General features: G+C 49.5%; 28 protein-coding genes and 1 pseudogene. 28 read left to right on the forward strand and 1 reads right to left on the reverse strand.

The window, feature by feature from the left end; translation table 11 throughout:
• The first annotated feature begins 50 nt into the window (after positions 1-50).
• The 9 genes from H9X84_RS08505 to H9X84_RS08545 all read left to right on the forward strand — a co-directional run bounded on the left by H9X84_RS08505 (position 51) and on the right by H9X84_RS08545 (position 6401).
• The gene (locus H9X84_RS08505; protein WP_002586626.1) at positions 51-818 is read left to right on the forward strand and encodes a class I SAM-dependent methyltransferase; all 768 of its coding nucleotides are present in this window, start codon (positions 51-53) and stop codon (positions 816-818) included.
• A 171-nt stretch (positions 819-989) separates the two neighbouring features.
• Complete coding sequence (locus H9X84_RS08510; RefSeq protein ID WP_002586616.1) at positions 990-1412, forward strand: sigma-70 family RNA polymerase sigma factor; 423 nt, start codon at positions 990-992, stop codon at positions 1410-1412.
• Complete coding sequence (locus tag H9X84_RS08515; RefSeq protein ID WP_002586615.1) at positions 1405-1617, forward strand: helix-turn-helix domain-containing protein; 213 nt, start codon at positions 1405-1407, stop codon at positions 1615-1617. Before H9X84_RS08510 ends, H9X84_RS08515 begins: the two co-directional genes overlap by 8 nt.
• Positions 1618-2114: 497 nt before the next feature.
• Complete coding sequence (locus H9X84_RS08520) at positions 2115-2513, forward strand: plasmid mobilization protein (protein ID WP_002596229.1); 399 nt, start codon at positions 2115-2117, stop codon at positions 2511-2513.
• Positions 2485-4110: a relaxase/mobilization nuclease domain-containing protein gene (locus tag H9X84_RS08525; RefSeq protein ID WP_002596230.1), complete on the forward strand. Its 1626-nt coding sequence runs from the start codon at positions 2485-2487 to the stop codon at positions 4108-4110. The genes H9X84_RS08520 and H9X84_RS08525 overlap by 29 nt, the downstream gene beginning before the upstream one ends.
• On the forward strand, positions 4100-4486 hold the full coding sequence (locus H9X84_RS08530) for a cysteine-rich VLP domain-containing protein (protein ID WP_002596231.1): 387 nt from the start codon (positions 4100-4102) through the stop codon (positions 4484-4486). The genes H9X84_RS08525 and H9X84_RS08530 overlap by 11 nt, the downstream gene beginning before the upstream one ends.
• 72 nt (positions 4487-4558) lie before the next feature.
• Positions 4559-5353: a replication initiator protein A gene (locus H9X84_RS08535; protein ID WP_006356266.1), complete on the forward strand. Its 795-nt coding sequence runs from the start codon at positions 4559-4561 to the stop codon at positions 5351-5353.
• A complete protein-coding gene (locus H9X84_RS08540; protein WP_002596233.1) occupies positions 5350-6192 on the forward strand; it encodes an ATP-binding protein in 843 nt (280 codons plus the stop codon). The genes H9X84_RS08535 and H9X84_RS08540 overlap by 4 nt, the downstream gene beginning before the upstream one ends.
• A 14-nt stretch (positions 6193-6206) precedes the next feature.
• Positions 6207-6401: a transposon-encoded TnpW family protein gene (locus H9X84_RS08545; RefSeq protein ID WP_002596234.1), complete on the forward strand. Its 195-nt coding sequence runs from the start codon at positions 6207-6209 to the stop codon at positions 6399-6401.
• A 64-nt stretch (positions 6402-6465) separates the two neighbouring features.
• On the opposite strand, the gene H9X84_RS08550 is transcribed toward H9X84_RS08545, so the two are convergent.
• Complete coding sequence (locus H9X84_RS08550; protein WP_002596235.1) at positions 6466-6666, reverse strand: hypothetical protein; 201 nt, start codon at positions 6664-6666, stop codon at positions 6466-6468.
• 225 nt (positions 6667-6891) lie between these two features.
• Here H9X84_RS08550 and H9X84_RS08555 point away from each other — a divergent pair, with 225 nt between their 5' ends.
• From H9X84_RS08555 to H9X84_RS08645, 19 genes and pseudogenes are all read left to right on the forward strand, one after another.
• Complete coding sequence (locus H9X84_RS08555) at positions 6892-8508, forward strand: recombinase family protein (protein WP_002596236.1); 1617 nt, start codon at positions 6892-6894, stop codon at positions 8506-8508.
• Positions 8509-8595: 87 nt separating this feature from the next.
• A pseudogene (locus H9X84_RS13105) lies at positions 8596-8691 on the forward strand (Maff2 family mobile element protein); the annotation flags it as partial.
• 23 nt (positions 8692-8714) lie between these two features.
• Positions 8715-9581: a VirB6/TrbL-like conjugal transfer protein, CD1112 family gene (locus tag H9X84_RS08565; RefSeq protein ID WP_205133846.1), complete on the forward strand. Its 867-nt coding sequence runs from the start codon at positions 8715-8717 to the stop codon at positions 9579-9581.
• A gap of 18 nt (positions 9582-9599) precedes the next feature.
• Complete coding sequence (locus tag H9X84_RS08570; RefSeq protein ID WP_205133847.1) at positions 9600-10025, forward strand: PrgI family protein; 426 nt, start codon at positions 9600-9602, stop codon at positions 10023-10025.
• Positions 10026-10032: 7 nt separating this feature from the next.
• Positions 10033-12426 carry a VirB4-like conjugal transfer ATPase, CD1110 family gene (locus H9X84_RS08575; protein WP_205133874.1) on the forward strand — a complete coding sequence of 798 codons (2394 nt, stop codon included), beginning with the start codon at positions 10033-10035 and terminating at the stop codon, positions 12424-12426.
• The gene (locus H9X84_RS08580; protein WP_205133848.1) at positions 12427-14187 is read left to right on the forward strand and encodes a C40 family peptidase; all 1761 of its coding nucleotides are present in this window, start codon (positions 12427-12429) and stop codon (positions 14185-14187) included.
• A gap of 31 nt (positions 14188-14218) precedes the next feature.
• On the forward strand, positions 14219-14467 hold the full coding sequence (locus tag H9X84_RS08585; protein WP_205133849.1) for a DUF4315 family protein: 249 nt from the start codon (positions 14219-14221) through the stop codon (positions 14465-14467).
• On the forward strand, positions 14457-15602 hold the full coding sequence (locus H9X84_RS08590) for a CD1107 family mobile element protein (protein WP_205133850.1): 1146 nt from the start codon (positions 14457-14459) through the stop codon (positions 15600-15602). Before H9X84_RS08585 ends, H9X84_RS08590 begins: the two co-directional genes overlap by 11 nt.
• Before the next feature lie 114 nt (positions 15603-15716).
• Positions 15717-16202, forward strand: a complete 486-nt coding sequence (locus H9X84_RS08595) for a helix-turn-helix transcriptional regulator (RefSeq protein ID WP_205133851.1) — start codon at positions 15717-15719, stop codon at positions 16200-16202.
• A gap of 17 nt (positions 16203-16219) precedes the next feature.
• The gene (locus H9X84_RS08600; protein ID WP_243423665.1) at positions 16220-17002 is read left to right on the forward strand and encodes a YkvA family protein; all 783 of its coding nucleotides are present in this window, start codon (positions 16220-16222) and stop codon (positions 17000-17002) included.
• A gap of 1 nt (position 17003) precedes the next feature.
• Entirely contained in the window at positions 17004-18896 is a 1893-nt protein-coding gene (locus H9X84_RS08605; RefSeq protein ID WP_205133852.1) for a hypothetical protein, read from the forward strand.
• A gap of 14 nt (positions 18897-18910) precedes the next feature.
• The gene (locus H9X84_RS08610) at positions 18911-19213 is read left to right on the forward strand and encodes a hypothetical protein (protein ID WP_205133853.1); all 303 of its coding nucleotides are present in this window, start codon (positions 18911-18913) and stop codon (positions 19211-19213) included.
• A 3-nt stretch (positions 19214-19216) separates the two neighbouring features.
• Positions 19217-20710, forward strand: coding sequence for a hypothetical protein (locus H9X84_RS08615; protein WP_205133854.1), 1494 nt, complete (start codon positions 19217-19219; stop codon positions 20708-20710).
• Positions 20711-20721: 11 nt separating this feature from the next.
• Positions 20722-21312 (forward strand): DUF1294 domain-containing protein, encoded by a 591-nt coding sequence (locus H9X84_RS08620; RefSeq protein ID WP_243423666.1) that lies wholly within the window; start codon positions 20722-20724, stop codon positions 21310-21312.
• 80 nt (positions 21313-21392) lie between these two features.
• On the forward strand, positions 21393-23555 hold the full coding sequence (locus H9X84_RS08625) for a DNA topoisomerase 3 (protein WP_205133855.1): 2163 nt from the start codon (positions 21393-21395) through the stop codon (positions 23553-23555).
• A complete protein-coding gene (locus tag H9X84_RS08630; RefSeq protein WP_243423668.1) occupies positions 23486-24142 on the forward strand; it encodes an LPD16 domain-containing protein in 657 nt (218 codons plus the stop codon). The genes H9X84_RS08625 and H9X84_RS08630 overlap by 70 nt, the downstream gene beginning before the upstream one ends.
• Positions 24143-24157: 15 nt before the next feature.
• Positions 24158-25192 carry an ArdC family protein gene (locus H9X84_RS08635; RefSeq protein WP_205133856.1) on the forward strand — a complete coding sequence of 345 codons (1035 nt, stop codon included), beginning with the start codon at positions 24158-24160 and terminating at the stop codon, positions 25190-25192.
• Positions 25189-25413, forward strand: a complete 225-nt coding sequence (locus tag H9X84_RS08640) for a transposon-transfer assisting family protein (RefSeq protein ID WP_205133857.1) — start codon at positions 25189-25191, stop codon at positions 25411-25413. Before H9X84_RS08635 ends, H9X84_RS08640 begins: the two co-directional genes overlap by 4 nt.
• Entirely contained in the window at positions 25397-25621 is a 225-nt protein-coding gene (locus H9X84_RS08645; protein WP_420314290.1) for a transposon-transfer assisting family protein, read from the forward strand. Before H9X84_RS08640 ends, H9X84_RS08645 begins: the two co-directional genes overlap by 17 nt.
• Positions 25622-25628 lie beyond the last annotated feature (7 nt).

The following is a 25628-nucleotide window of genomic DNA, read 5'->3' on the forward strand; positions in this document are numbered from 1 at the left end:
AGATACATAATCGTCAAGACGGCAACAATCAGAAGTTATGGAGGGTAACAATGGAATATAGTAAGGAAGATTTAATGGAAGCAAAAAAGCAAATTTGGGGAGTGGGAGAGAACATGGGAACAGAGGAAAGTAAAAAAATCTGGGAGGAGAACGCACAATTTTGGGATAATGCAATGGGTGACGAATCTAATGAATTTCACAGAGAGGTAGTGCGTCCCAAAGTAACGGAACTTCTATCTCCTAATCCTGCGGATTACATTTTGGATATTGCGTGTGGCAATGGAAATTATTCTTCGTATCTTGCACAAAGAGGCGCTTCGGTTGTCGCTTTTGATTACAGCAAAAAAATGATAGAATTGGCTAAAAGACGGCAATCACAATATGCAAAACAAATTGAATTTTGTGTGGCGGATGCGACCGATAGAAAAAGTATATTAGAATTAAAAAGAAATCGAGCCTTTACGAAAGCAGTTTCTAATATGGCAATTATGGATATTACGGATATTGAACCACTTCTTATGGCTGTTTATGAACTGTTGCAGGAAAGCGGAATTTTTGTCTTTGCAACGCAACACCCTTGTTTTGTCACGTTGACTGAAAAATATATGACACCGCACAGTTACTATGATATAGCGATTGAAGGGCAACCGAAAGAGCAGATTTATTATCATCGTTCCATACAAGATATTTTTAACCTTTGTTTTAGAGCTGGATTTGTCATTGATGGATTTTATGAAGAATGTTTTAAAACCAACAAAGAAATTCCTATGGTAATGATAGTAAGGCTTAAGAAGGTAAAACGTGATAGCTTAAAATAAATTCAAGTTTGTCGGGTAAATAGCAAACCCAGCCGAGCCAGTCAACGGTCAAGATGAACGGCGCATATGCGCAGCCGTTGACAGCCCCGCCCGCCTTTGCTGGTAGGCAATCAAGGGGCGACAGCAAGAAGTGCCACCGCCCCGCACTATTATTCAGAAAGGGGAATTTCCATGACCGACCAGATAGCCTATCAAGAATATATCCAGCGCAGGTACAACGCCTTTTGCAAGACTGTTATCCGCTGTGCCGCCTTGGACAAGATTTTGAAGCTTAAACGGCAATGGGAACGGCAAGTTTCCCTTGACTATCTGATGAACGAGAAGTTTGTCCAGTTTGCCGCGTCGGAGCCGGACGAGGAATACCCATTTACCGTCTGCGGTCAGACCGTCCTGCTCTGCAACGCCGCCCTTGCCGACGCGATCTCTGTTTTGCCGGAGCAGACGCGGGAAGAAATCCTGCGCTATTACTTTCTGCGCCAGCCGCAGCGCGTGATCGGCGCGTGTATTGGCCGGTCACGCAGCACAGCGGGGCGGCATATCCAGCTTGCCTTGCAGCGGCTACGCGAAGAAATGGGGGTGAGCCGGTATGAGTAGACTTCTCCCCTATGAAACAATCCTCAAAGCCCGTGAGGGCGACCCAGAAGCCGTGAACGCTGTCCTGCTCCACTACGCCGGATATATCCGCTATTTCTCAAAAGTGAACGGGCAGGTCAACGCCGAGGTGGAGGACTATGTAAAGCAGCGGTTAATTGACTGTCAATTCAAGTTCCGGCTTGACGAACCACCGGACAAGTCATAAAAACTGAATACCAGCCGCCACCGACGCGGCCAGCGAAAGCAGTAAGTCTTGAAAAAGATTTACTGCTTTTTTTGTTGTCCGGCTCCGCTCCCGGCCATTTTGCCCCCTGCCGGTTGTAGTAGTAAGCGAGGAGGGAATTTTTCTGCCCTGGTGTTTGGCATTTGGAGCATTTACCCGTAGTAGAGGGCAAAGAGAAAGGATTTCTCCAACACCGGGTAGAAACCACTGCGTCCGGTGTCATTTTAGCGAAAGCGGGCAGGAATGCCCTTTACAGGATTAGTAGTAGCAGAAAAAGAGAAACAAACTTTTGTGGTTGCAGTTTTCCAAAAAAGTGGCGGACGGAAGTGAGAGAAAGTTTGCAGTCACGGAGAGCAAGTTTCTACCACGGTGCCAAAATCCGCAATTCTGCAGTTTTGCCCCTCGCGGGAAACTTGTTGGGGAGTGCCTTCCCCAAACCCTGCTCATGCGCCCTTACGGGCGAGAAAGGAGGTCACACCATGCGAAAGAAATACAACACGCCCCACCGCAGCCGCGTTGTGAAAACCCGGCTGTCCGAAGATGAGTATGCCGACTTCACAGCGCGGCTTGCGCCCTATGGTATCAGCCAGTCCGAATTTCTCCGGCAGGCGATACGGCGGGCGACCATACGCCCGGTTGTCCATGTGTCGTCGGTCAATGACGAGTTGCTTTCCGCTGTCGGGAAGCTGACAGCCGAGTACGGCAGGATCGGCGGCAACCTCAATCAGATTGCCCGGTATCTGAACGAATACGGCGTACCCTACAACACCCTTTCCGGCGAGGTACGCGCCGCCATATCCGACCTTGCCGTCCTCAAGTATGAAGTCCTCAAGAAAGTAGGTGACGCGGTTGGCAACACTCAAGCATATCAACTCTAAAAACGCCGACTACGGAGCCGCCGAGCAATATCTTCTCTTTGAGCATGACGAGTTTACCATGAAGCCCGTCCTTGATGAAACCGGCAGGCTTATCCCCCGCGAGGACTACCGGCTGTCCACGCTGAACTGCGACGGGGAGGATTTTGCCGTTGCGTGTATGCGGGCCAATCTCCGCTATCAGAAAAACCAGCGGCGGGAAGATGTGAAAAGCCACCACTACATCATCAGCTTTGACCCGCGGGACGGGCCGGACAACGGCCTGACCGTAGACCGGGCGCAGGCGTTGGGGGAACAATTCTGTAAAGAGCATTTTCCCGGCCACCAGGCCCTTGTCTGCACCCACCCGGACGGGCATAACCACAGCGGCAACATTCATGTGCATATCGTCATAAACAGCCTGCGGATTGAGGAAGTGCCGTTCCTGCCCTACATGGACAGGCCGGCCGATACGAAAGTCGGCTGCAAGCACCGATGTACCGACGCTGCCCTGCGCTACTTCAAATCCGAAGTCATGGAGATGTGCCACCGGGAGGGGCTTTATCAAATCGACCTCTTGAACGGCAGCAAGAACCGCGTCACCGACCGGGAGTATTGGGCGCAGAAAAAGGGACAGGCCGCGCTGGACAAGCAGAACGCCCCCATGATTGCCGATAGTATCACGCCCCGGCAGACCAAGTTTGAAACGAACAAGGAGAAGCTGCGGCAGACCCTACGGAAAGCCCTTGCCACCGCCGCCAGCTTTGACGAGTTTTCCTCTCTGTTGCTGCAGGAGGGTGTGACCGTCAAGGAGAGCCGGGGGCGGCTTTCCTACCTCACGCCGGACAGGACAAAGCCAATTACCGCCCGGAAGCTGGGCGACGATTTTGACCGCGCCGCTGTCTTTGCCGTTTTAGAGCAAAACGCCGCCAGAGCAGCCGAAGCGCCAGCCAGATCCCCCGATCCCCCACGCACCATAAAAGACCGCTTGCAGGTTGCCAGAGCCGAGATAGCCGCCCCGAAACAGGACGGAGTGCAGCGGCTTGTGGACATTGAGCAGAAAATGGCCGAGGGCAAAGGCCGGGGCTATGAACGCTGGGCGAAGATACACAATCTGAAGCAGGCCGCCAAAACGCTGTCCGTCTACCAGCAATACGGCTTTACTTCCCCGGAGCAGTTAGAAGCCGCCGTTGACACCGCCTATCAGAAAATGCGCCAGACCAGCGGCGAACTGAAAGCACTGGAAACGAAGCTGCAAGGGAAAAAGAAGTTGCAGCGGCAGGTGTTGGCCTACGCCCAGACCAAGGCCGCCCGCGACGGGCTGCGGGCACAGAAATCCGAGAAAGCCCGCGCCGCATACCGGCAGGCCCATGAGAGCGATTTTATCATAGCCGACGCAGCAGCCCGGTATTTCAAGGCGCATGGCATTACCAAGCTGCCCGCCCGGAAAGCGTTGCAGGCCGAGATCGAGCAGCTTATCTCCGAGAAAGACGGCCTGTATAACACCTATCACGAACAGAAACAGCGGTTCAAGGAGTTGCAGACCGTCAAGCGGAACATCGACCAGATTTTGCGCCGGGACGAGCCGCACCGCAGAAAGGAGCAGAGCCATGAGCGATAACCTGCCCCACATGGACTACCGCCAGCACCGGCGGGCGCGGCGGCTGGTACATGAGTGCTGTAACTACGATGAGGGGAACTGCCTGCTATTGGACGACGGGGAGCCTTGCGTGTGCGTCCAGAGCATTTCCTTTTCCCTCATGTGCCACTGGTTCCGTGTGGCTGTCCTGCCCCTTGACGGGGAGCTGGCCGCAGCCCTCTTGTGCCGGGGAAGCCGGAAACGGTGTGCCGTCTGCGGGGCGGCCTTTGTCCCCAAATCCAACCGGGGAAAATACTGCCCCGACTGCGCCGGGCGCATGAAGAAAATCAAAGCCGCCGAGAGAAAGCGGAAACAAAGGCAGAGATGTCACGCTTTAGAGCCTTTCAAACCCGCATAAATCAAGGCTTTTTTCGTGGGTGTCAAAGGGTACGCGATACATTTATCCTTTTCCCCCGGAAACGGCGTTTTAATGCGTGACAATACGCCAAAATCAACCCGAACACAGGGAGGTGATCCTATCGCTGATTATATCAGGGCAGACACGCGGCTGCCCGCCTATCTGCCGTATCCCCGTTTCCTGCTGAAAATGGAGATTTCACAGACCGCCAAGCTGCTGTATTCGCTGCTGTTAGACCGTTCCACCCTCTCCCAGAAAAACAAGTGGCTGGACGACGAGGGCAGGATTTATATTATCTATCCCATCGCGGAGATAGCAGAAATACTGGATAAAGGCAGCACCACCATCAAGGGGGCGCTTAATGAACTGGACACGGCGGGGCTGTTGGAACGGGAACGGGGCGGCTTCTCCGCACCGAACCGGCTTTATGTCAAAGTACCGCCAGTGCCACAGGTACAGTTTTCAGACCAACTGATGGCCGGAAGTCCGCCCCTCATAGAGCCGGAAAACCGTCCTACTGATGGTCAGAAAACCGACCTTATGATGGTCGGAAAACCGTCCCCTAACCAAACTACTATAAACAACCTTACAGAGAGCCAAACAAAGGGAGTGAGTGGGGGGCCGTCCGCGCCCTATGGCCGATATGGAAATATTTTTCTGTCACAGACCGAATACGACGAGTTGCAGGCAGAGTACCCTGACAGGCTGGAACGGTTCATCGAGGAAATGAGCCGCTACCTTGCCGCCAACGGGAAAAGCTACCAGAACTATGCCGCCGCCCTGCGGATATGGGCGGGGAACGACAAAAAGGAAGCCCCTAAAAAGGGCATACCAGACTACTCATGCAAGGAGGGCGAGAGTTTATGAAGAATGAAATCAACGCGGTTTTGGAGAATATGACGACCACCATCCCGGAGCCGGAGGACTACACCGGCGAGGACGGTTTACTGTACTGCGGCAAGTGCCGCAAGCCGAAAGAAGCCTATTTTGCGCCGGATAAGGCCGCTATCTTCGGGCGCGACCGCCACCCGGCAGAGTGCGACTGCCAGAGAACCGCCCGCGAGGAACGGGAAGCCGCCGAAAAGCGGCGCAGACACCTTGACACCGTGGAAGAACTGAAACGCCGGGGCTTTACCGACCCCACCATGCGGGACTGGACTTTCGAGAACGACAACGGCAGGAACCCGCAGACCGGGCTTGCCCGCCGGTATGTGGAGCATTGGGAAGATATGCGGACAGACAATATCGGCTGCCTGTTCTGGGGCGGCGTAGGCACCGGCAAAAGCTACCTTGCAGGCTGTATCGCAAACGCCCTCATGGAGAAAGAAATCCCCGTCCGCATGACGAACTTTGCTCTTATCCTCAATGACCTTGCCGCCAGCTTTGAGGGGCGCAACGAGTACATTTCCCGCCTTTGTCGTTATCCGCTGCTGATCCTTGACGACTTCGGCATGGAACGCGGGACGGAATACGGGCTGGAACAGGTGTTCAATGTGATTGACAGCCGTTACCGCAGCGGCAAGCCGCTGATCGTCACGACCAACCTTACGCTGGACGACCTGCACAACCCGGAGGACACCGCCCATTCCCGGATTTATGACCGCCTGCTTTCCATGTGCGTCCCGGTACGCTTTACCGGCGACAACTTCCGGCAGGAAACCGCCAAGCGGAAAATGGAGAGCATGAAGAAACTGATTACCGACTGAAAGGAGTATTGCCTATGGCAGATAACAAGCAGCACGACACCCGTACCACCCGCCGCCCTGACTGTGTGACGGAAATCCGCATGGGCAATTCCGTCCTTGTCGTGTCCGGCTATTTCAAGAAAGACACCACAACCACAGCCGCCGACAAAATGGCGCGGGTACTGGAAGCGGAAGCCGCTGCTACACAGGAGCCGACTTATCCGGCGTGAACCGGGGCATGGAAAAGCGGCCATGCCAGGGAGCATGACCGCTGGAACGAAAATCGGAAGTGCTTTAGCAATTCTTAATCTCATTCTCTATAAAATAATTTGCAATTTCAAAGGCTTTTATTCTTCTCTTTGCCAATGTGATTTGTGATTTATAACGCTCGGAATTATCCTTTGATTCAAATGTTTTTACTGTTTCTCTTAGCTTGTGCAGAGTTGAATCAATTTGCCTTTTGGCCGCGGTTAATTCATCTATTGTATACTTCATGTTTTCTCCTTTAACTTCTGATTTTTTTGTTAAATCAGAGTATACCACGGAGTTATGAACTTTTCTACTGCAAATATGGGACGACAACCCATACCATAAAAATCGGAAAATTGAAAAGCTGTAAAGAAGCAAATTTAACGCTTTTGCCGCTGTACAGCCCCCGCCGTTCCGTGGTACAATGAAACCACGGAATAGTGGGGCTGGCTGTCGGAAACGGAGGATTTTATGTTAAGACAAGCCACCCAAAACCTCATTACCGCCCTTTATCCGAGATTGTCCCACGAGGATGAATTGCAAGGCGAGAGTAATTCCATATCGAACCAAAAAAGGATACTCGAAACCTACGCAAAACAGAACGGCTTTACCAATCTGCGCTGGTACACCGACGACGGTTTTTCCGGCGCGAACTTCCAGCGGCCCGGATTTCAAGCCATGCTTGCGGACATTGAAGCCGGGAAAGTGGGTACGGTCATCGTCAAGGACATGAGCCGGTTAGGGCGAAACTACTTGCAGGTAGGGTTTTACACGGAAATGCTGTTCCCTCAAAAGGGTGTGCGTTTTATCGCTGTCAACGATAATGTGGACAGTGCCAGCGAGGGCATGGACAACGATTTTACCCCGCTGCGAAATCTGTTCAATGAATGGCTGGTGAGAGATACGAGCAAGAAAATCAAGGCAGTGAAAAAGTCAAAAGGCATGAGCGGCAAGCCTGTTACCAGCAAGCCGGTTTACGGCTATGTGATGGACGAGGACGAGAATTTTATTATAGACGAGGAAGCCGCCCCGGTGGTGCAGCAGATTTACCAGCTTTGCCTTGCCGGGAACGGCCCGACCAAGATTGCCCGTATGCTGACGGAGCAGCAAATCCCCACGCCGGGGACGCTGGAATATCAGCGGACAGGCAGCACCCGCCGTTATCACCCAGGCTATGAGTGCAAATGGGCGACCAACACCGTCGTTCATATCCTCGAAAACCGAGAGTACACCGGATGTCTGGTGAACTTCAAAACGGAAAAGCCTTCTTATAAGGTCAAGCACAGCATAGAGAACCCCGTCGAGAAGCAGGCCATTTTCGAGAACCACCATGAGCCGATCATCGACAAGGAAACATGGGAACGGGTGCAGGAGTTACGCAAACAGCGCAAACGCCCGAACCGCTACGATGAAGTGGGGCTGTTCTCCGGGATTTTGTTCTGCGCCGACTGCGGCCATGTGCTGTATCAGCAGCGGTATCAGAACAAAGACCGCAAACAGGACTGCTACATCTGCGGCAGCTACAAGAAGCGCACCCGCAACTGTACGGCGCACTTTATCCGCACCGATCTGTTGACCGCTGGTGTCCTGGCAAATCTCCGGCAAGTGACCGAATACGCAGCCAAGCATGAGAGCCGGTTTGTGAAACTACTTGTCCAGCAGAACGAGATCGGCGGCAAGCGAAAGACCGCCGCAGCCATCAAGCAGCTTGAACAGGCGCAGGAACGCATTTCTGAAATCAGCCGCATTATCAAGCGGCTGTATGAGGACAATGTAAACGGCAAAATCAGCGATGAGCGTTTCATGGAACTGTCGGCTGACTACGAAGCCGAGCAAGCGGAGCTGAAAAAGAGAGCCGCCGCCCTGCAAGCCGAACTGGACAAGTCACAGGCAGCTACCGTCAACGCCGAGAAATTTATGGGCATTGTCCGCAAGCACCTTGCCTTTGAAGAACTGACCCCCACTCTCTTGCGGGAAATGATCGAGAAAATTGTGGTGCATGAGTGCAGCTATGATGAGAACGGCACCCGCAGGCAGGACATTGAGATTTATTACAGCTTTGTCGGCAAGATTGACTTGCCCGAATAACCGCCCGACCTATCCGACACAATGGCCAAGTGTCGGATAGGAACGGCAAAATTTTTTGCACTTCTATTGCTTCTTTATCACACATAAGCAAAGAGCCAGGGCATCAAGCAGCTCATGGCTGGCGGCGGTGTCGCTCTCATCGGAACCACTCTGGTACCTTTACTTTCCGGACTCTTCGGTTAATCCATCACAAGGAGGCTTAGCCCATGCAAAGCATACTCGACCAGATCACTGAATGGCTGAAGGAAATGCTTATCAGCGGCATTATGGGAAATCTGTCGGGGATGTTTGACTCGGTCAACCAGCAGGTTGGCGAGATTGCGGGCGATGTGGGAATGACCCCGGCGAGCTTTTCGCCGGCGGTCTTTTCCCTGATCCGAAACATCTCCGAGTCGGTGATCGTTCCGATAGCAGGCCTGATCCTAACCTTTATTGCCTGCTACGAGCTGATTCAGATGATTATTGAACACAACAACCTGGCAAACTTTGAGACCTGGATCTTTTTCAAATGGGTTTTCAAGACCTTTATGGCAGTGATGCTGATTACCAACTGCTTCAATATCACCATGGCAGTTTTTGATGTGGCGCAGCATGTCATTTCACAAAGCGGCGGTATCATCCAGGGCAGCACGGCGATAGATGCCGATGCCCTTGCCTCGATGCAGTCTACGCTGGAGGCCATGGACTTAGGACCGCTATTGGGTCTGTATCTGCAGACCTTTATCGTGCAGGTCACCATGATGGCACTGTCCGCCGTCATTTTCGTGATCGTCTATGGCCGTATGATCGAGATCTATATGGTCACCAGCCTGGCTCCGATTCCCTTTGCCACCTTCGGCAACCGTGAACAGAGTCACACCGGACAGAATTATCTTCGCTCACTGTTTGCTTTAGGCTTCCAGGGCTTCCTGATTATGATCTGCGTAGGCATTTACGCGGTGCTGATCCAGAGCGTAGCCTTCTCGGATGACATTGTTATGAGCATCTGGGGCGTGCTGGGATATACAGTGCTGCTGTGCTTCACATTGTTCAAGACCGGTTCCCTGGCAAAAAGCGTCTTTGCGGCGCACTAAGAAATGAGGTGAAATCCTATGGCCGCATTTATTTCTGTTCCCAGAGATTTATCCAAGGTGAAAACCAAGGTATTCATGAACCTGACAAAGAGGCAGCTGCTCTGCTTCGGTGCCGGAGCGCTGATCGGCGTTCCGCTCTTCTTTGTCTTAAAAAGCACCGGAAATATCAGCTTTGCGGCGATGGGTATGATCGTTGTGATGATGCCCATGTTCTTCCTTGCCATGTATGAAAAGGACGGACAGCCGCTAGAGGTGGTGGCGAAGCATTTCTATGATTCCCGCTTCAAAAGGCCGAAGGTCAGGCCCTATAAGACCAACAATTACTACGCTGCCGTGATGCGACAGTATCAGGCGGAGAAGGAGGTAGAACGTATTGTTTGCAATCGTGAGAAAGATTCTGGATCCCGTTCTCAGGCTGTTCGGAAAGAAAAAGAAGGAGCCTGAGCTCCGCATGCCCAAGGGCCTTTCCAAGGAACAGCAGAAGCAGCTTCGTGAGATCCAGGAAAGAAATACGAGAGATCCGAATATCCCGCAGACCGCACAGGACAGCATTCCGTTCCAGCGAATGTTTCCGGACGGCATCTGCCGCGTGTCGGACAACTATTACATGAAAACCATCCAGTTTCAGGATATCAATTATCAGCTTGCCCAGCAGGAGGACCAGACCGCAATCTTTGAGGAATGGTGCAGTTTCCTGAATTTCTTCGATAGCTCCATTCGCTTCGAGCTGTCCTTCATGAATATGGCAACGGACGCTGCGGATTTTGAGAAAATGATCCGCATTCCCTTCAAAAAGGATATGTTCAATCACATCCGTATTGAGTTCAGCTCCATGCTGAAGCGCCAACTGGCCCAGGGCAACAACGGTCTGACTAAGACCAAATATCTTACCTTCGGTATCGAGGCTGATTCCATGAAGCAGGCCAAGCCGAGGCTGCAGCATGTTGAGATTGACCTTCTGAACAACTTCCGCAGGCTGGGAGTCAGGGCGAAAACCCTATCCGGCAAGGAACGCCTGCACCTGATGCATTCCATGTTCCACATGGGTGAAGGTGACAACGAGAAGTTCCTCTTCGACTGGAAATGGCTTGTGGGAAGCGGCATGTCCGTAAAGGACTTCATTGCCCCGACCTGCTTCGCCTTCCCCAAAAGCCGTGTATTCCAGATGGGCGGGCTTTACGGCTCCATGTCCTATCTACAGATTACAGCCTCTGACCTGAGTGACCAGATGCTGAAGGATTTTCTGGAGATGGAATCCAGTCAGATCGTTACCATGCACATTCAGTCCGTGGATCAGAATAAGGCAATCAAAACCATCAAACGTACCATTACAGAGCTGGACCGCAGCAAGATTGAAGAGCAGAAAAAGGCAGTTCGCTCCGGCTACGATATGGATATCATTCCTTCCGACCTTGCTACCTACGGTAAGGATGCGAAGGCACTTCTGAAGGAGCTGCAGAGTCAGAACGAGCGAATGTTCCTCTTGACCTTCCTGGTGATGAACACCGGAAAAACGGAGGCAGAGCTGGAAACCAATGTGTTCCAGGCAAGCTCCATCGCTCAGAAATACAACTGCAATCTGCGCAGGCTGGATTATCAGCAGGAGCAGGGCCTCATGTCCTCTCTGCCGCTGGCTTATAACCAGATTGAGATCCAGCGCGGCATGACCACAAGCTCCACGGCTATTTTTGTTCCGTTCACCACACAGGAGCTGTTCCAGTCCGGTAAGGAGACCATCTATTACGGTCTGAACGCACTTTCCAACAACCTGATTATGGTGGACCGAAAGAAGCTGAAGAACCCAAACGGCCTGATTCTCGGTACTCCCGGTTCCGGTAAATCCTTCTCTGCAAAAAGAGAAATCACCAATGCCTTTCTGGTCTCCGATGACGATATTATCGTCTGCGACCCTGAGGCTGAGTACACCGCACTGGTAAGAAAGCTTGAAGGTCAAGTTATCAAGATCAGTCCTTCCAGCACGCAGTATATTAACCCGATGGATATCAATGCCAATTACTCTGAAGAGGATAATCCGATTGCCCTGAAGGCAGACTTTGTTCTGTCTCTCTGCGAGCTGATCGTCGGCGGCAAGGAAGGTCTGCAGCCGGTAGAAAAAACGGTTATCGACCGCTGTGTCCATCAGATCTATCAGAAATACTTTGAGGATCCGAGACCGGAAAACATGCCAATCCTGCAGGATCTGTATGAAGCCCTTCTGAATCAGGAGGAAAAGGAAGCCAAGCATGTGGCAACAGCTCTTGAAATCTATGTCACCGACTCTCTGAATCTGTTTAACCATCGCACCAATGTGGATGTGCAGAATCGTTTCGTCTGCTATGACATTAAGGAACTTGGAAAGCAGCTGAAGAAAATCGGCATGCTGGTGGTTCAGGATCAGGTCTGGGGACGTGTTACTGCCAACCGAAATGCCGGTAAAGCAACCCGCTACTATATGGATGAGTTCCACCTGCTTCTGAAGGAGGAACAGACCGCAGCCTACAGTGTTGAGATCTGGAAGCGATTCCGTAAATGGGGCGGCATTCCAACCGGTATCACCCAGAACGTCAAGGACCTTCTGTCCTCCAGAGAGGTCGAAAACATCTTTGAGAACTCCGATTTTATTATCATGCTGAATCAGGCTGCCGGAGACAGGCAGATCCTGGCCAGTCAGCTCAATATCTCTCCTCATCAGCTCTCGTATGTCACCCAGTCCGGTGAAGGCGAGGGCCTTTTATTTTACGGAAATGTCATTCTGCCCTTCGTGGATCACTTCCCGACAGACCTTGAGTTGTACAGCATTATGACCACCAAGCTGGCTGAGGTTCAGGAGGCAAAGGAGGCCTAAATGGAAAAGAAGCAGGAAAAACAGCCTGTCGGTCAGAAGCTCCGCAGGGAGCGTGAAGGCGCAGACAATACCCTGCGTCAGAACCGGCAGAAGGCAGAAAAAAAGCCTGAGGGCGATGCCGGGAAAAAGAAGGCCCAGCGAAAGCTCATTCAGGCAGAAACAAAGAAATCTAAGAAAAAGCTGCATTTTGTGGATCCGGAGGGCAAGAAAGCCCCCGGTTCTGCGAAGAATCCGGCAAGTGCAGCAAGGGCAATGACGCATACGCCTGCAGCTGCCGTTTCCGGCAAGCTCCATCAGGCGGTCAACAGCAATAATGAGGACCGAAATGTGGGCGTGGATGCTGCACATTTCACAGAAGGCACTGCCGAGGGCACGGTCCATGCTGCAGATCACATGGTCTACAGCCACAAGCTGAAGAAATACTCCAAGGCACAAAAGCTGGAGGCTAAGACGGATAAAGCCAATATCGATGCCATGTTTCAGGAGGCAATGCAGAATAATCCCGGCGCAGCCTCCAATCCCTTTTCAAGGTGGCGGCAGCGTCAGGAAATCAAAAAGCAGTACGCAGCTATGAAGGCCGGACAGGATGCAGCGCATACCGGCGCAGCGGCAAAGGGCTCCAAGAGGTTTACGGATACGCTGAAGGAAACCGGCGAACGGCTTTTGCAGTTCGTAAAGAACCATTCTCACATCATCATTCTGATGCTCTGTGCAGGGCTGATGGTTCTGGTTATCTCCGGCATGGTGTCCTCCTGTTCCATGATGATGAACAGCATGGGCAACACCATCCTGGGCACTTCCTTTACCGCTGAGGATGAGGATCTTCAGGGCGCGGATACAGATTATGAGGCACTGGAAACAGCCCTTCGAAACAGCATCAACAACATTGAATCCGAATATCCCGGCTACGATGAGTATCGCTACAACCTGGCTGAGATCGGTCATAACCCTTATGAGCTGGCAGCACTTCTGACGGTGCAATTTGAAAACTATACCCGATCCCAGGTGCAGGCCGAGCTGCAGCGAATTTTCGGCGAACAGTATGAGCTGACGCTTGAGGAAGAGGTAGAAATCCGAACCCGCACAGAAACGCGAACCGGCACCAGCTCCTACACGGATCCGGAAACCGGCGAAACCTACGAGGAGGATTATGAGTACGAAGTTGAGGTGGAATACGAATACTACATTCTCAACGTCACTCTCACCAATACCGGCATCGGTGTGGTGGCAAGGGGCTCCGGCCTCACGGATGATCAGCTGGAACGCTACGATGTACTGATGGAAACCAGAGGCAATCGCGATGATCTGTTCGGTGATGTGAATTTTGCAGTTCCCGGCAGTGAATATCTGGATTATGACATTCCGGGTGAAGCCCTGACGGACGAAAAGTTCCGCAGGATGATCGAGGAAGCTGAAAAGTATCTTGGCTATCCTTACGTCTGGGGCGGCTCCAGTCCGAGCACCAGCTTCGACTGCTCCGGCTTTGTATCCTGGGTCATCAATCATTCCGGCAACGGCTGGAATGTTGGTCGTTCTACTGCAAATGGTCTGATGGGCTACTGCGATATTATCCGCAAGTCCGAGGCCAAGCCCGGAGATCTGATTTTCTTCCAGGGCACCTATAACACAAGCGGCGCTTCGCACGTCGGAATCTATGTCGGGGGCGGCATGATGATCCACTGCGGAAACCCGATATCCTATGCGTCTATCGAAACGAGCTACTGGCAGCAGCATTATTACTGCATGGGACGTATTCGATAAATCGACATTTTTCGACAAGGAGGAATCTGATATGAGCGCAAGACTCGATAAAATCGCTGCGGAGCGTGAAAAGGCCCGCAGGAAGCGTGATGAATGGGACGCTCGCATGAAGGAGTGGGACCAGAAATACCGCGAACAGGAAAATGCGGAGATTCATGAGATGGTCCACGCCGCCAGACTTACGCCGGAGCAGCTGGCTGAGGTTCTGAAAAGCCTCCAGCACGGCACTCCCGATATGTCCCAGTATACGAATGAGGAGGAAAACAACGATGAGATTTAAGAGATTTACGGCAGCTATGCTCGCCGGTGTCCTGATGACCTTTTCCATGGCAGGCACTGCCTTTGCCTATACCGGAGAGACGGAGCCTGCGGAAAGCACCGCGTCTGCTTCGGAAACAGAAGCTGTGAAGCCTGCGGAAACCAAGGCAGAAAAGCCTGCAGAAACCACTTCACAGGAGGAGGCTCCCTATAAGGTAACGGTCGATGAGGATGGCAATTATACCTTTACCCTGGGTGATTATGAATGGAGCTTCAACCCTGAAAAGCAGGCAGAAAATGAGAAAATCGGCACGGTTACTAATGTAAATTCCTATCTTCATCTTCGCACCGGAGCCGGTATGAACTATGAGATCATCGGGCATCTGCTCCCCGGCGCACAGGTCAAGGTCGTTGGTGAAGACGGTGACTGGTACAAGGTAGTTGTTCCGGAACAGAGCGGCTATGCACACAGCGATTATCTCCGCGTGATGGAAAAAGCCTCTGAAGGCAGCGAGGTAAATGAAGAGCTTCTGACCTTCCTGCTTACTATGATGTTCCAGAGCCAGCAGCAGGTATCCGAGGGTCACGGCTTGACTCCTCCCGGCAATCTGACTCTGGTGGATGATATCGGTCCTGTAAAAGGAGCCGGTCAGCAGTTCATTACTCTCGTCAGCAAGAATGGAAATACCTTCTATATGGTGATTGACCGCGATGATGACGGCGATGAAAATGTGCATTTCATGAACCTGGTAGATGAGGCGGATCTCTTTGCCCTTCTGGATGAGGATGCCCAGGCGGCCTATCAGGAGGAACACAGAACTCCTGTTGTGACGGAGCCTCAGCAGACCGAACCTGAAAAGGAAACCGCTCCTGCAGATCTGGAGCCTGAAAAGCCTGCAAAGAAAAGCAACTGGGCTCCCCTGATGCTTCTGGCAATCTTCGGTATCGGCGGCATCGGCTTTGCCGGATACAACTTCATGAATAAGAAGAAAAAGGAACAGGAAGCTGCAAGGCCTGATCCGGATGCTGATTACCAGGATGATGACGATGAAGAATATGACATCCCTGAAGAGGACGATTACGAGGAGGATGAAGCCGATTCTGTAGACGGTGAGGATGATTATTCCGAAGCCTTCAGTCCCGACGGTGAAGAATAAGAAAATGGGCTAAAGCCCGGGCGGCCAGGTGGTCGCCTGATACATAACATCAATTCGCAATCCCTTGACAAAATATTTGTCAAGGGATATGATGTATACATGGAGGTCGATACCATGGAAGAAATTATTAGATTTCAAAAGTATATGCTTCTTATTAGAAGAACTGTCGGTTGGACTGCCGAAGAGTTTGGAGAAAAAATCGGCGTTACCAGACAGACTATAAACAATTTAGAAAAGAATAATCGCGATAAGTTTAAGCTGAACAAAACACAGTACATCGCAATGAGAAGTGTGTTGGACGCTGAGATGTCAAAATATCCTGATGAAACTGAAATGCTTCGTCTCATTCTGGACGTTTTTATTGATAATCCGGAAAATTACCCGGATGAAGACAGAGAACGTTTGCTTAACAAAGCGAATATGTTAACACCATCAATTTTGGCAGGTACTACTTCTAGAAAAGATGTATCTAAGGAATTAATAGCAGTCGCAGCTGCTGTTGGGTTTGCTGCCGCTTTAGCACCTCTTAGTATTGGCCTTGCCGCAGGTAGTACAGTGACAGCAGGATGGTTAGCTAAAACGATTTTCCGCAAGGACTAAATTGGGAAGGAAACGGCATGAAAAGGTATAAAACTGATTTTTCTGAAGAAGAATTGAAAAAAGCGCTTCATGCCAACGAGCAGGAAGCACAAGCTTTAATAGATAATCCTGACAAGTGGGCACAGTTTAAAGAAAAACTGGATGCATTTATTCGAAAGGCATACAAACTGCCAGTAATTGGTGGATTGATCGATGATATCGTGAGTATGGGGCAAATGGTTGACTCTTATGTTAAGAAGGAGTATCGGGATGTTCCAGTAACATCGATTATCTCGGCAGCAGGAGCTCTGATCTATGTATTAAGCCCTATAGATTTAATTCCGGACGCTATTCCCATAGTCGGGTACATTGATGATGCTGCTGTAATTCTTTTGGTTCTGAAGCTGGGTGTGGGGCATGACTTGGAGAAATATAAATCCTGGCAGGACGAATGTCGAAAAGATGCTCTTGCGAGTCTAGAGGAGATTACAGGAAAGCTGATACAAGAACTAATCGGTGAAGCGACTCTTGGAGCAATTGTTCTATGTAGCAATAACATGTTTAGAGTTCTCGCGGTTGATAACGATAGTATTGATATTGAGGAAACTCCATATCCTGCGAGGGTTTATTATTTGAATCTTCCGACGCAGATTCTTAGAGATATGTTTCTTGAGTCAGAAAAAGATTATCTTGATTTTATGAATGGAATGATTGAGCATACGGATTTTGCTTGGTCTCCAGTTGGCAAATTATCTGCCGTACATGAGGCAGATTATAGTCAGTACGAGGCATATTTCGCGCTGATAGAAAGGGATGCTTAGGATGAACGAGATCGTTGAAAAATTGATGCAGACAATGCCAGAATCCCCGACGGAATTGACTGATTCCAATTGTAAGAAAATCCGTGCTTATATGCCTGTGCCAAATGATTTTAAAATACTATGGGCGGAAATCACCTCTTTTTCAGGTTATCCTGCGGGTGTAGTGATTACTGATAAAGGCATTGTTTTTAAGGCTTCAAGAAAAGCCCTTAAAGAAAACAAGACAAAAGAAAAAAGCCGTGAAAAAGAATTGAAAATCTACTATCAGATCATCTTGTGGGACTATTTTTCACCAGATCAATATACCTTTGTGAAGGAACGGATTGATGGAAAAGATGTTTATGTGTTGAAGTCAGAAGGAAAAACTATTTCGATGTTTGACAATAAAGCAATCTATAGCTTTTTTGAAAGCTATGGTGCAGAGCTGGATCGCATTGAAATGGAGGCTTACGATTTTAATGCAGAGGCAGCTTTCAGCGAGGTAGAAACTCTCGGATTTGAGCAGACAGCATTTCATGCAGCATACGGTGCTGATCAGTCATCTACAGGGCATGGTATATATGCAGAAGAAGGTGGAGCTATTTTAGATAAGCTTCATGGAGACCAATCTACAGTGGTAGGACGTGATAATGCCAAAAATGGGCCGGATAAACTCATAAATGGCAAACCTGTACAGTGCAAATTTTGCAAAGATGCAGGTTCAAGTATTGGGGCCTGTTTTAAGAAGAATCCTGAAACTGGCATGATGGAATATCGATATTTCGATTTGAAATCCGGAAAGCCGATGCAGGTAGAGGTCCCTTCTGATCAGTATGAAAAAGCGCTGCAGTCCATGCAGAACAGAATCAAAAAAGGACAGGTACCAGGGGTTACGGACCCAGATGCAGCCAAGGATCTTGTGCGAAAAAGCCGTTTGACTTATAACCAAGCGCGAAATCTTGCGAAAGCAGGAACTTTTGAATCGCTCACCTATGATGTTGCAACCGGTGCAGTTACATGTTCCTTTATCGCAGGTATTTCCTCTTTGGTTTCTTTTGGGTTGGTGTTTTGGCAGACAAAGGACAGAAAAAAAGCTCAAGATGCAGCAAATGATGCAGCAATCCAGGTGTTTGGTCCTGTGTTTGCAGCAAATATTATTTCAAACCAGATTGCGCGAACAGGACTGACTGATGCAATGATTCCTCTGTCTGAAAAAGTGACTCAGATGCTTGGTACAAAGACAGTCCAAAACCTTATTAATGCAAAAAGAGTTCTGCTTGGCCAGAATAAGATTTATGGAAATGCTGCAAGTAAGAGCTTTACGAAAGCGTTACGCAGCAATGTGGTTTCAGAAGGGGTTATGTTTGTCGTATTCTCTGTTCCTGATACATACCGGGTTATCACCAGTAAAATATCCGGTGCACAATATCTTAAAAACATGGTGTCTCTCGGCGCTGCATTTTTAGGAAATATTGGTGGAGCTTACGGAGCAGGATTAGCAGCAGGAGCAATCGGCGAGAAACTTGGGAAAAAGATCAACAAAAAAGTTGGTGCTGCAGTAGGATTTGCAGGAGGGTTATTAGGCGGAACTGTTGCGGGGGTTACGGTTAAGTCTCTTGCAGGATTATTCAAGGAAGACGATGTCGTTATTACGGCTCGTCTCTTCAATGCTGTTGTGGCCAATATGGCTGTTGAGTATTTTCTGCAGGAAAAGGAAGCCGATAAACTCATTGAGCTACTAAATGAAGATAGTAAAGAAATCGGAAAACTGCAGAGAAAACTACTCGGTTCTTCGAGGCAGTACTATGATGTAGAACAGTTCCTTACGCCTTATTTTGACAAGGCAGTAAATAGCCGAGAAACGATAAAGGACGAGGATGTGCTCCAGTTCACATTGCAACCGTCATTTGCTTAAGGAGGGTAAGCCATATGAAATGCTCATGTTGTGGAAAGAAAAAGAGACTATTTGAGTCTTTTGAGGAATTAGATACGGCGGTAAGTGTATGCGTTGAGTGTTCAAAAAAGCTATACAAATACCAGGATTATATGAAAGAAAAAAACGAGAATGAAGCAAAGAAAATTCTCGTCGAGGTAAAAGGGACAAAGAATTCGCCTGAATTTGAGGTTTGGCTTGATGCATTTCTACTAAGATTTAAAAAGAAAGAAGACGTCGGACAGACAGGCAATTCTAGTACAGAGTCCTCTGAAAAAACAACTACAGTCGAGGAATAATAAATGGATGAATACTTCTGTCCTAAATGCGGGGCAATACTAAATGACCAGTATGGATTTGATCCAAATGGCGGAACCTGGCGCTGTACAGAATGTGGCGAACTTCTAATGGATGATGATGTATATAACGGTGATTCGTTTGAAGGAGTAGCTTGGTATTGCGATAACTGTGGCGCTCTTTTGAATCGCCAGTCAGGTTTTTCCGACAGTTATGGTTCCTGGACCTGTACGGAATGCGGACATCGTAATGGAACAACCGAAAGCGATATTATCAGCGAGGATCCTGAGTTCGAATGCCCAAATTGTGGTGTGGCGTTGGATTTCCAACCGGGTTTCAATAGATATGATGATGACTGGGAATGCACTGCCTGTGGGTCGCACTTACACCATAGTTACAGCAGCGATCAGCACTCTGTTGTTGAAGAACCGAAACATAAATGTCCAAACTGTGGCGCAGGTCTAGATGATCAATGGTGCTTCGCGGACTATCAGAATAATTGGAAATGTACAGAATGCGGCGCACATCTACATCACAGTTACAGTGACGATGAATATACCGTCATGAAGCATATTTGTCCGAACTGTGATGCTCCCTTAGATATACAGTGGGGCTTCAATGAATATGATGACGATTGGGAATGCACAGAGTGTGGAGCTCACCTTCATCATGATTACAGCGATGATGAATACGAGGAAGTAGATTCAGATAGCTCTTCAGACGACGATGATGACGAAGATGAAAGTGATGACAGTTCTGATAGTTATAGTTCAGGCTACAGTTATTCTTCATCATCAAGTGCACCTTATAATTCATCGAACAACAAGAGCAACGGATACAGTAGCGGACAGAATTATAGTAGTTCGCATACATCATCGGCTAACACATATTCGTCGAAGCCTAAAAAGAAAGCAAATTGGAAATTGCGAATAATCGGAACTCTTTTCCTTATTGTCGCAGTTATCATTGCTGCTGGGTATTATGAAATCAAACTTCTTATACCAGTCGGACATGCATCCACTGATTTAGTCGGTCGGGATTACGAATATGTTGTAGACACTTTGAAGGAAGCTGGTTTCAGCAGCGTAACATCCACGGAAATTGCAGATTTACCTTTGAGTAAAATCTCTGAAGAGAATAAAGTGGATGCAATAAAAATTGGTTTCGCAGACGAGTTTATCGTAACTTCAAAATATCCATCCAATTTCCCGGTAGTCATTACATATCATACTCTTGAAAAATACGCAGTTCCGATGTCTTCAAAAGAAGCTAAAGGTGCTAACTACAAAGATGTGGTGGATCGCTTTAAGGATGCGGGTTTTGAAAATATAACGCTTGAAGTGGAATACGACATTATAACCGGTTGGATGACCGATGATGGAGAAGTAAAATCGGTAGTAATAAATGATGACAAGAAGTTTTCTTCAGGGAAAGAATACCGAGCTGATGCTGAAATCGTTATTACATATCATACATACCGCAGCAACAAACCGAAATAAGGAGGTCAACAATGTGGGGAATGAGTCCATTTATGACATATCTCGTAATCATTAACATTGCGGGCTTTCTTCTGTACTTAATAAATACTATTCTATATCGGTTTACGGCAGAGGGGCAAATAGATGCGGTATTAACAATAGTCTCTTTGCTTGGCGGTTCGCTGGGAATCGTACTCTCTATTCTGATTTTTGATAGAAAAGCAGAAAAAGGAAATATGATGTCCCGAGTGTTCGTGTCGTGTATTCTTGTTATACAGATTGTGCTGTTTTTGGTGTTGCGCGGTCATTATGCAGATCACCTAACGTTGGCCTTTTGGACTTTCTTTGATAGGCATAAAATTCTGGTTGCTTATCTGGTTATCATCAATTTTGTAACCTTTGCAGCATTTGCCGTCGACAAAATAGCTGCAATAGAAAGGAAATCCAGGATACGAATCGTAACATTGCTTGCTTTATCTTTCTTTGGCGGCTCTGTCGGTGGACTGATTGCAATGTATCTACTTAGACATAAGACAAGAAAAGATTACTTTACCGTTGGCATTCCGTTGATAATGATTATGCAGGTAGTGCTGCTGTTCTATGCTATGAATGCAGCCTGGTAATATAACTTAATGCTATCCTTACATACCCCTTCTTCCCTAACCGGTTGGAGGGGTAATTTTTATGTGAGGAGGTAATCAAATTGAAGCTTATTATCACAGAAAAACCGTCTGTCGGGCAGGCCTACGCCAAGGTCCTCGGTGTGCGGGATCGCCACGACGGATATCTGGAAGGCGGCGGGTATATCGTCAGCTGGTGCGTTGGTCATCTGGTGGAGCTCTCGGAGCCGGAGGAATATGACGGCAGGTACAGCAAATGGGAGTACGCAGACCTTCCCATCATTCCGGAGGAATGGAAATACCGTGTTTCTTCCGGAACGAAGAAGCAGTTTGAGATTCTGAAAAAGCTTATGGCAAGAGCTGATGTGGACAGCATCTGCAACTGCTGTGATGCCGGACGCGAGGGCGAACTGATTTTCCGCCTGGTCTACAACAAATGCGGCTGCAAAAAGCCGGTGGAACGGCTCTGGATCTCATCCATGGAGGACAGCGCTATCAAGGAAGGCTTTGAAAATCTCAGGCCCAGAACTGAATATGATTCTCTTTATGAGGCAGCCCTTTGTCGGGAGCGTGCAGACTGGATCGTCGGCATCAACGCTACCCGGCTTTTTTCATGCCTTTACCGGCACACGCTGAATGTCGGCAGGGTTATGACTCCGACGCTTGCCATGGTGGTAATGCGTGAGGCTGCAATCAAGGCCTTTAAGCCGGAACCCTTTTACACGGTGCAGCTGATTACAGATCAGGTACAGGCAGGTGGTGAACGAATGAAGGAACGAAATCAGGCTGCGGAAATTGTCGAAAAATGTCGAACGGCAGGAACCGCAAGAATCTCGAAGGTCACGCAGAAAGAAAAATCCGAAAAGGCTCCCCTCCCTTACGATCTGACCAGCCTGCAACGAGATGCCAACCGCATGATGGGCTTTACAGCACAGCAGACGCTGGATTACACCCAGTCTCTCTATGAGAAAAAGCTGGTGACTTATCCCCGAACCGACAGCCGGTACCTTACCGAAGATATGGCAGGTATGCTGCCTAAGCTCGTTCAGAAAATTCAGGAAGAAACCGGCATTGCTGCCGACAAGAGTATTCCGGTCCATGCACAGCAGATCATCAATGGCAAGAAGGTCACGGATCACCACGCCATTATTCCCACAAACAGCATTCAGCGTGCATCAATTTCAGAGCTACCCAGCGGAGAAAAGGCAGTTTTCCAGCTGATTGCTACCAGGCTTCTCTGCTCTGTCGGAGATTCGTTCCGATACTCTGAGACCGCAGTGGAAATGGAATGTGCCGGTGAGATCTTTACCACAAAAGGAAGAACCATTCTGGATCCTGGCTGGAAGGCAATTCAGGAGTCCGTTTATCCTCCGAAGAAGGAAAAATCTGAAGAGCCGGATACCATTCAGGCTATCTCTGAAGGCTCCGTTCTCATTCTCTCCGATGTGAAGATCAAGGAGGGTCAGACCTCCAGCCCGAAGCATTTTACGGAGGATACGCTTCTTCAGATGATGGAGTCCGCCGGTGCCGAAGAAATGCCGGATGAGGTGGAACGCAAAGGCATCGGTACTCCTGCAACCCGTGCCGGAATTATTGAAAAGCTGGTGCAGAAGGGCTTTATCGAGCGACGCGGCGACAAGAAATCAAAGCATCTTGTTTCTACAGACAAGGGCGATGCGCTGGTCACTGTGGTTCCGGAGCAGATCCAGTCCCCATCCCTCACTGCAGACTGGGAGGAAAAGCTTTTGGAGGTGGAACGCGGCAATTATGATCCGAAGACCTTTATGGCAGAAATCAGTGGCATGATTACCGGACTCGTGAAGAATTACGAAGCTGTGAAAGGCGCAGACACCTTGCTTCCTTCCAGGGAGAAATCCGGAAAGGTCATCGGCAGCTGCCCGTCCTGCGGCAGTGATATTGCAGAAATGCAAAAGGGCTGGTTCTGCACCAACAAGAATTGCAGATTTGCAATCTGGAGGGACAACAACTATTTCAAAAAGCTGGGCAAGAAAATGACTCCGCAGCTTGCAGAGCAGCTGATCCGCAAGGGCTCTGCACCATTGAAGAATTGCCGTTCCGAGCGTACCGGCAAGACCTATAACGCTACGGTGACAGTCAGCCCCGGCCAGAACGGCGAAGCAGTATTTTCATTACAGTTTGACAAAGGAGGAAAGGCATGTCGAAAAGCATTCGTTTTATCGATAGTCAGTATCACGATCTGTTCCGTATTCCTGACGGCGGCATGATCCAGGTCACTTACCCGGACCGCAGCTTTGCTGCCAAGTGCGAATATGTGGACGATTATCATCTGAAGGTGGCAAATGAGCTCTTCCACATCTGCCAGTTTGCAGAGATTCTGGAACGCGGTGGTGGAAGCTGCCAGCCGGAGCCGATTCTTGAATTAGACAGAGCCGCATGGGACATGGGTCACCGCGGCTTTCTTGCTGTTCAGAGCAGTGAATTCGGCTGGGATTACACCTTCTACGATAAGGAATTCCATGAGCTGGACGGCGGACAGCTTGATGATCTGGAGATTTCCCTTCAGGAGGCTCGCAATGCATTGGCTGCAGATTTTGGCTGGAGCAGGCGCTCCATGACGCTGATCAGCTACGACGATTTCATGGAAAAGGTGGAGGGAAATTATCTCCGCTCCGCCGAGATGGCCATGGAGGATGACTACGGCATGATCGACGGCATCATCAACAATGGAAAGAAGCAGGAGTCAGAGGAAAGGCAGTCGGTTCTGGAGCAGCTGAGGACTGCAGAAGTACCGCAGCCTCCGGAGCTTCCTGTGAGAACTCCCTCTCGTGATGAGCCGGAGCGATGCTGGTAAGGAGGTGCAGAAACTATGGCAAAGCAGATGAACGCACAGTCTCAGTTTGATCGTGTTACCGAGATTACCAAACAGCTGGAGGAAGGAATTCAGAACCTGTTTGAATCGGATAAGTTCAAAACCTGGCTTACCACAATGTCACGCTTTCATGATTATTCGCTGAATAACACGCTCCCCATTGCCAGCCAGAAGCCGGATGCCACTCTGGTAGCTGGTTACACCTCCTGGCAGAAGAACTTTGGCCGTCAGGTCAACAAGGGTGAAAAGGCAATCCGTATTCTCGCTCCTGCACCCTACAAGAAAAAGGCTGAGGTTGATAAGGTGGATCCTGCAACCGGTGTGATCCTCACAAATCCGGACGGCAGCTCCGTGAAGGAAACGAAGGAAATTGTGGTTCCGGCCTTCAAGGTGGTCAGCGTTTTCGATGTCAGCCAGACTGATGGTCGAGAGCTTCCTTCCCTGGGAGTCAATGAGCTGACCGGCGATGTGGCGCAGTATGACCGCTTCTTTGAGGCGTTGAAGCTGAGCTGCCCGGTGCCCATTGCATTTGAAGAAATTGCAACCGGCGCGAAGGGCTACTTCCACACCGTTGAAAACAGAATTGCAATCCAGCAGGATATGAGTCAGGTGCAGACCATTAAGACCGCAATTCATGAAATGGCACACCAGAAGCTGCACTCTATCGATCCGCAGGAGGCTCCCGCTGAGGAGCCGAAGCTTACCCGAAACAGCAAGGAGGTTGAGGCAGAATCAGTTGCCTATACTGTCTGCCAGCACTATGGTATCGAGACCTCTGATTACAGTTTTGCGTATATTGCAGGCTGGTCCAAGGGCAAGGATACGCCGGAGCTGAAGGCTTCTCTGAATCGCATCCGAGTGGCTGCCAATGAGATGATTACTGAAATCGACGGGCATATGGCGGAGCTGGAAAAAGCAATGGAGCAGACCGAGGAACGCAACTCCGTTCTCGCTGATCTTCATGCAAAGGCTGAAGACCGCAGCCTCCCTCATATTCCCCATAAATCCAAAGCAAAGGAGGAAATCCGATGACCTTTACCGTAGAAGAAATCAGCCTGCTTCTGGAGGTGGATCACTCCACCCGAAGAGCTTCTATGCAGGCGCTGATTGCTCTTTTGAAAATTACTGAAAGTGCGGAGCTCCGCAGCCTGTTTCGTCAGCTTGGCGGCAAGCTCTATGCCATGAGCGATAAGGATTTTGAAGCCGTGGACTTTGATTCCTGGAAGGAGGATTTTGATGCAGAAAATGAATAATCAGGAGCTCTTCTTCACCGATGACGAGCTGAACCTCATGATGATTTACAATCCCGGTTCCAGAGAAGGTCTGATTGCAGAGCTGACGCAGATGCAGTCTCAGCTGACCGGCAGAGATAAGGAGCTTCGCCGCTGGACAAAGTCGGTTCTTTCAAAGCTCTCTGCCATGTCCGATGAAGTATTTTCCTCCCTGGAGCTTCTGCCCTGAGGAGGTA

Source organism: Anaerotignum lactatifermentans (assembly GCF_016902535.1).
Lineage (GTDB): Bacteria > Bacillota > Clostridia > Lachnospirales > Anaerotignaceae > Anaerotignum > Anaerotignum lactatifermentans_A.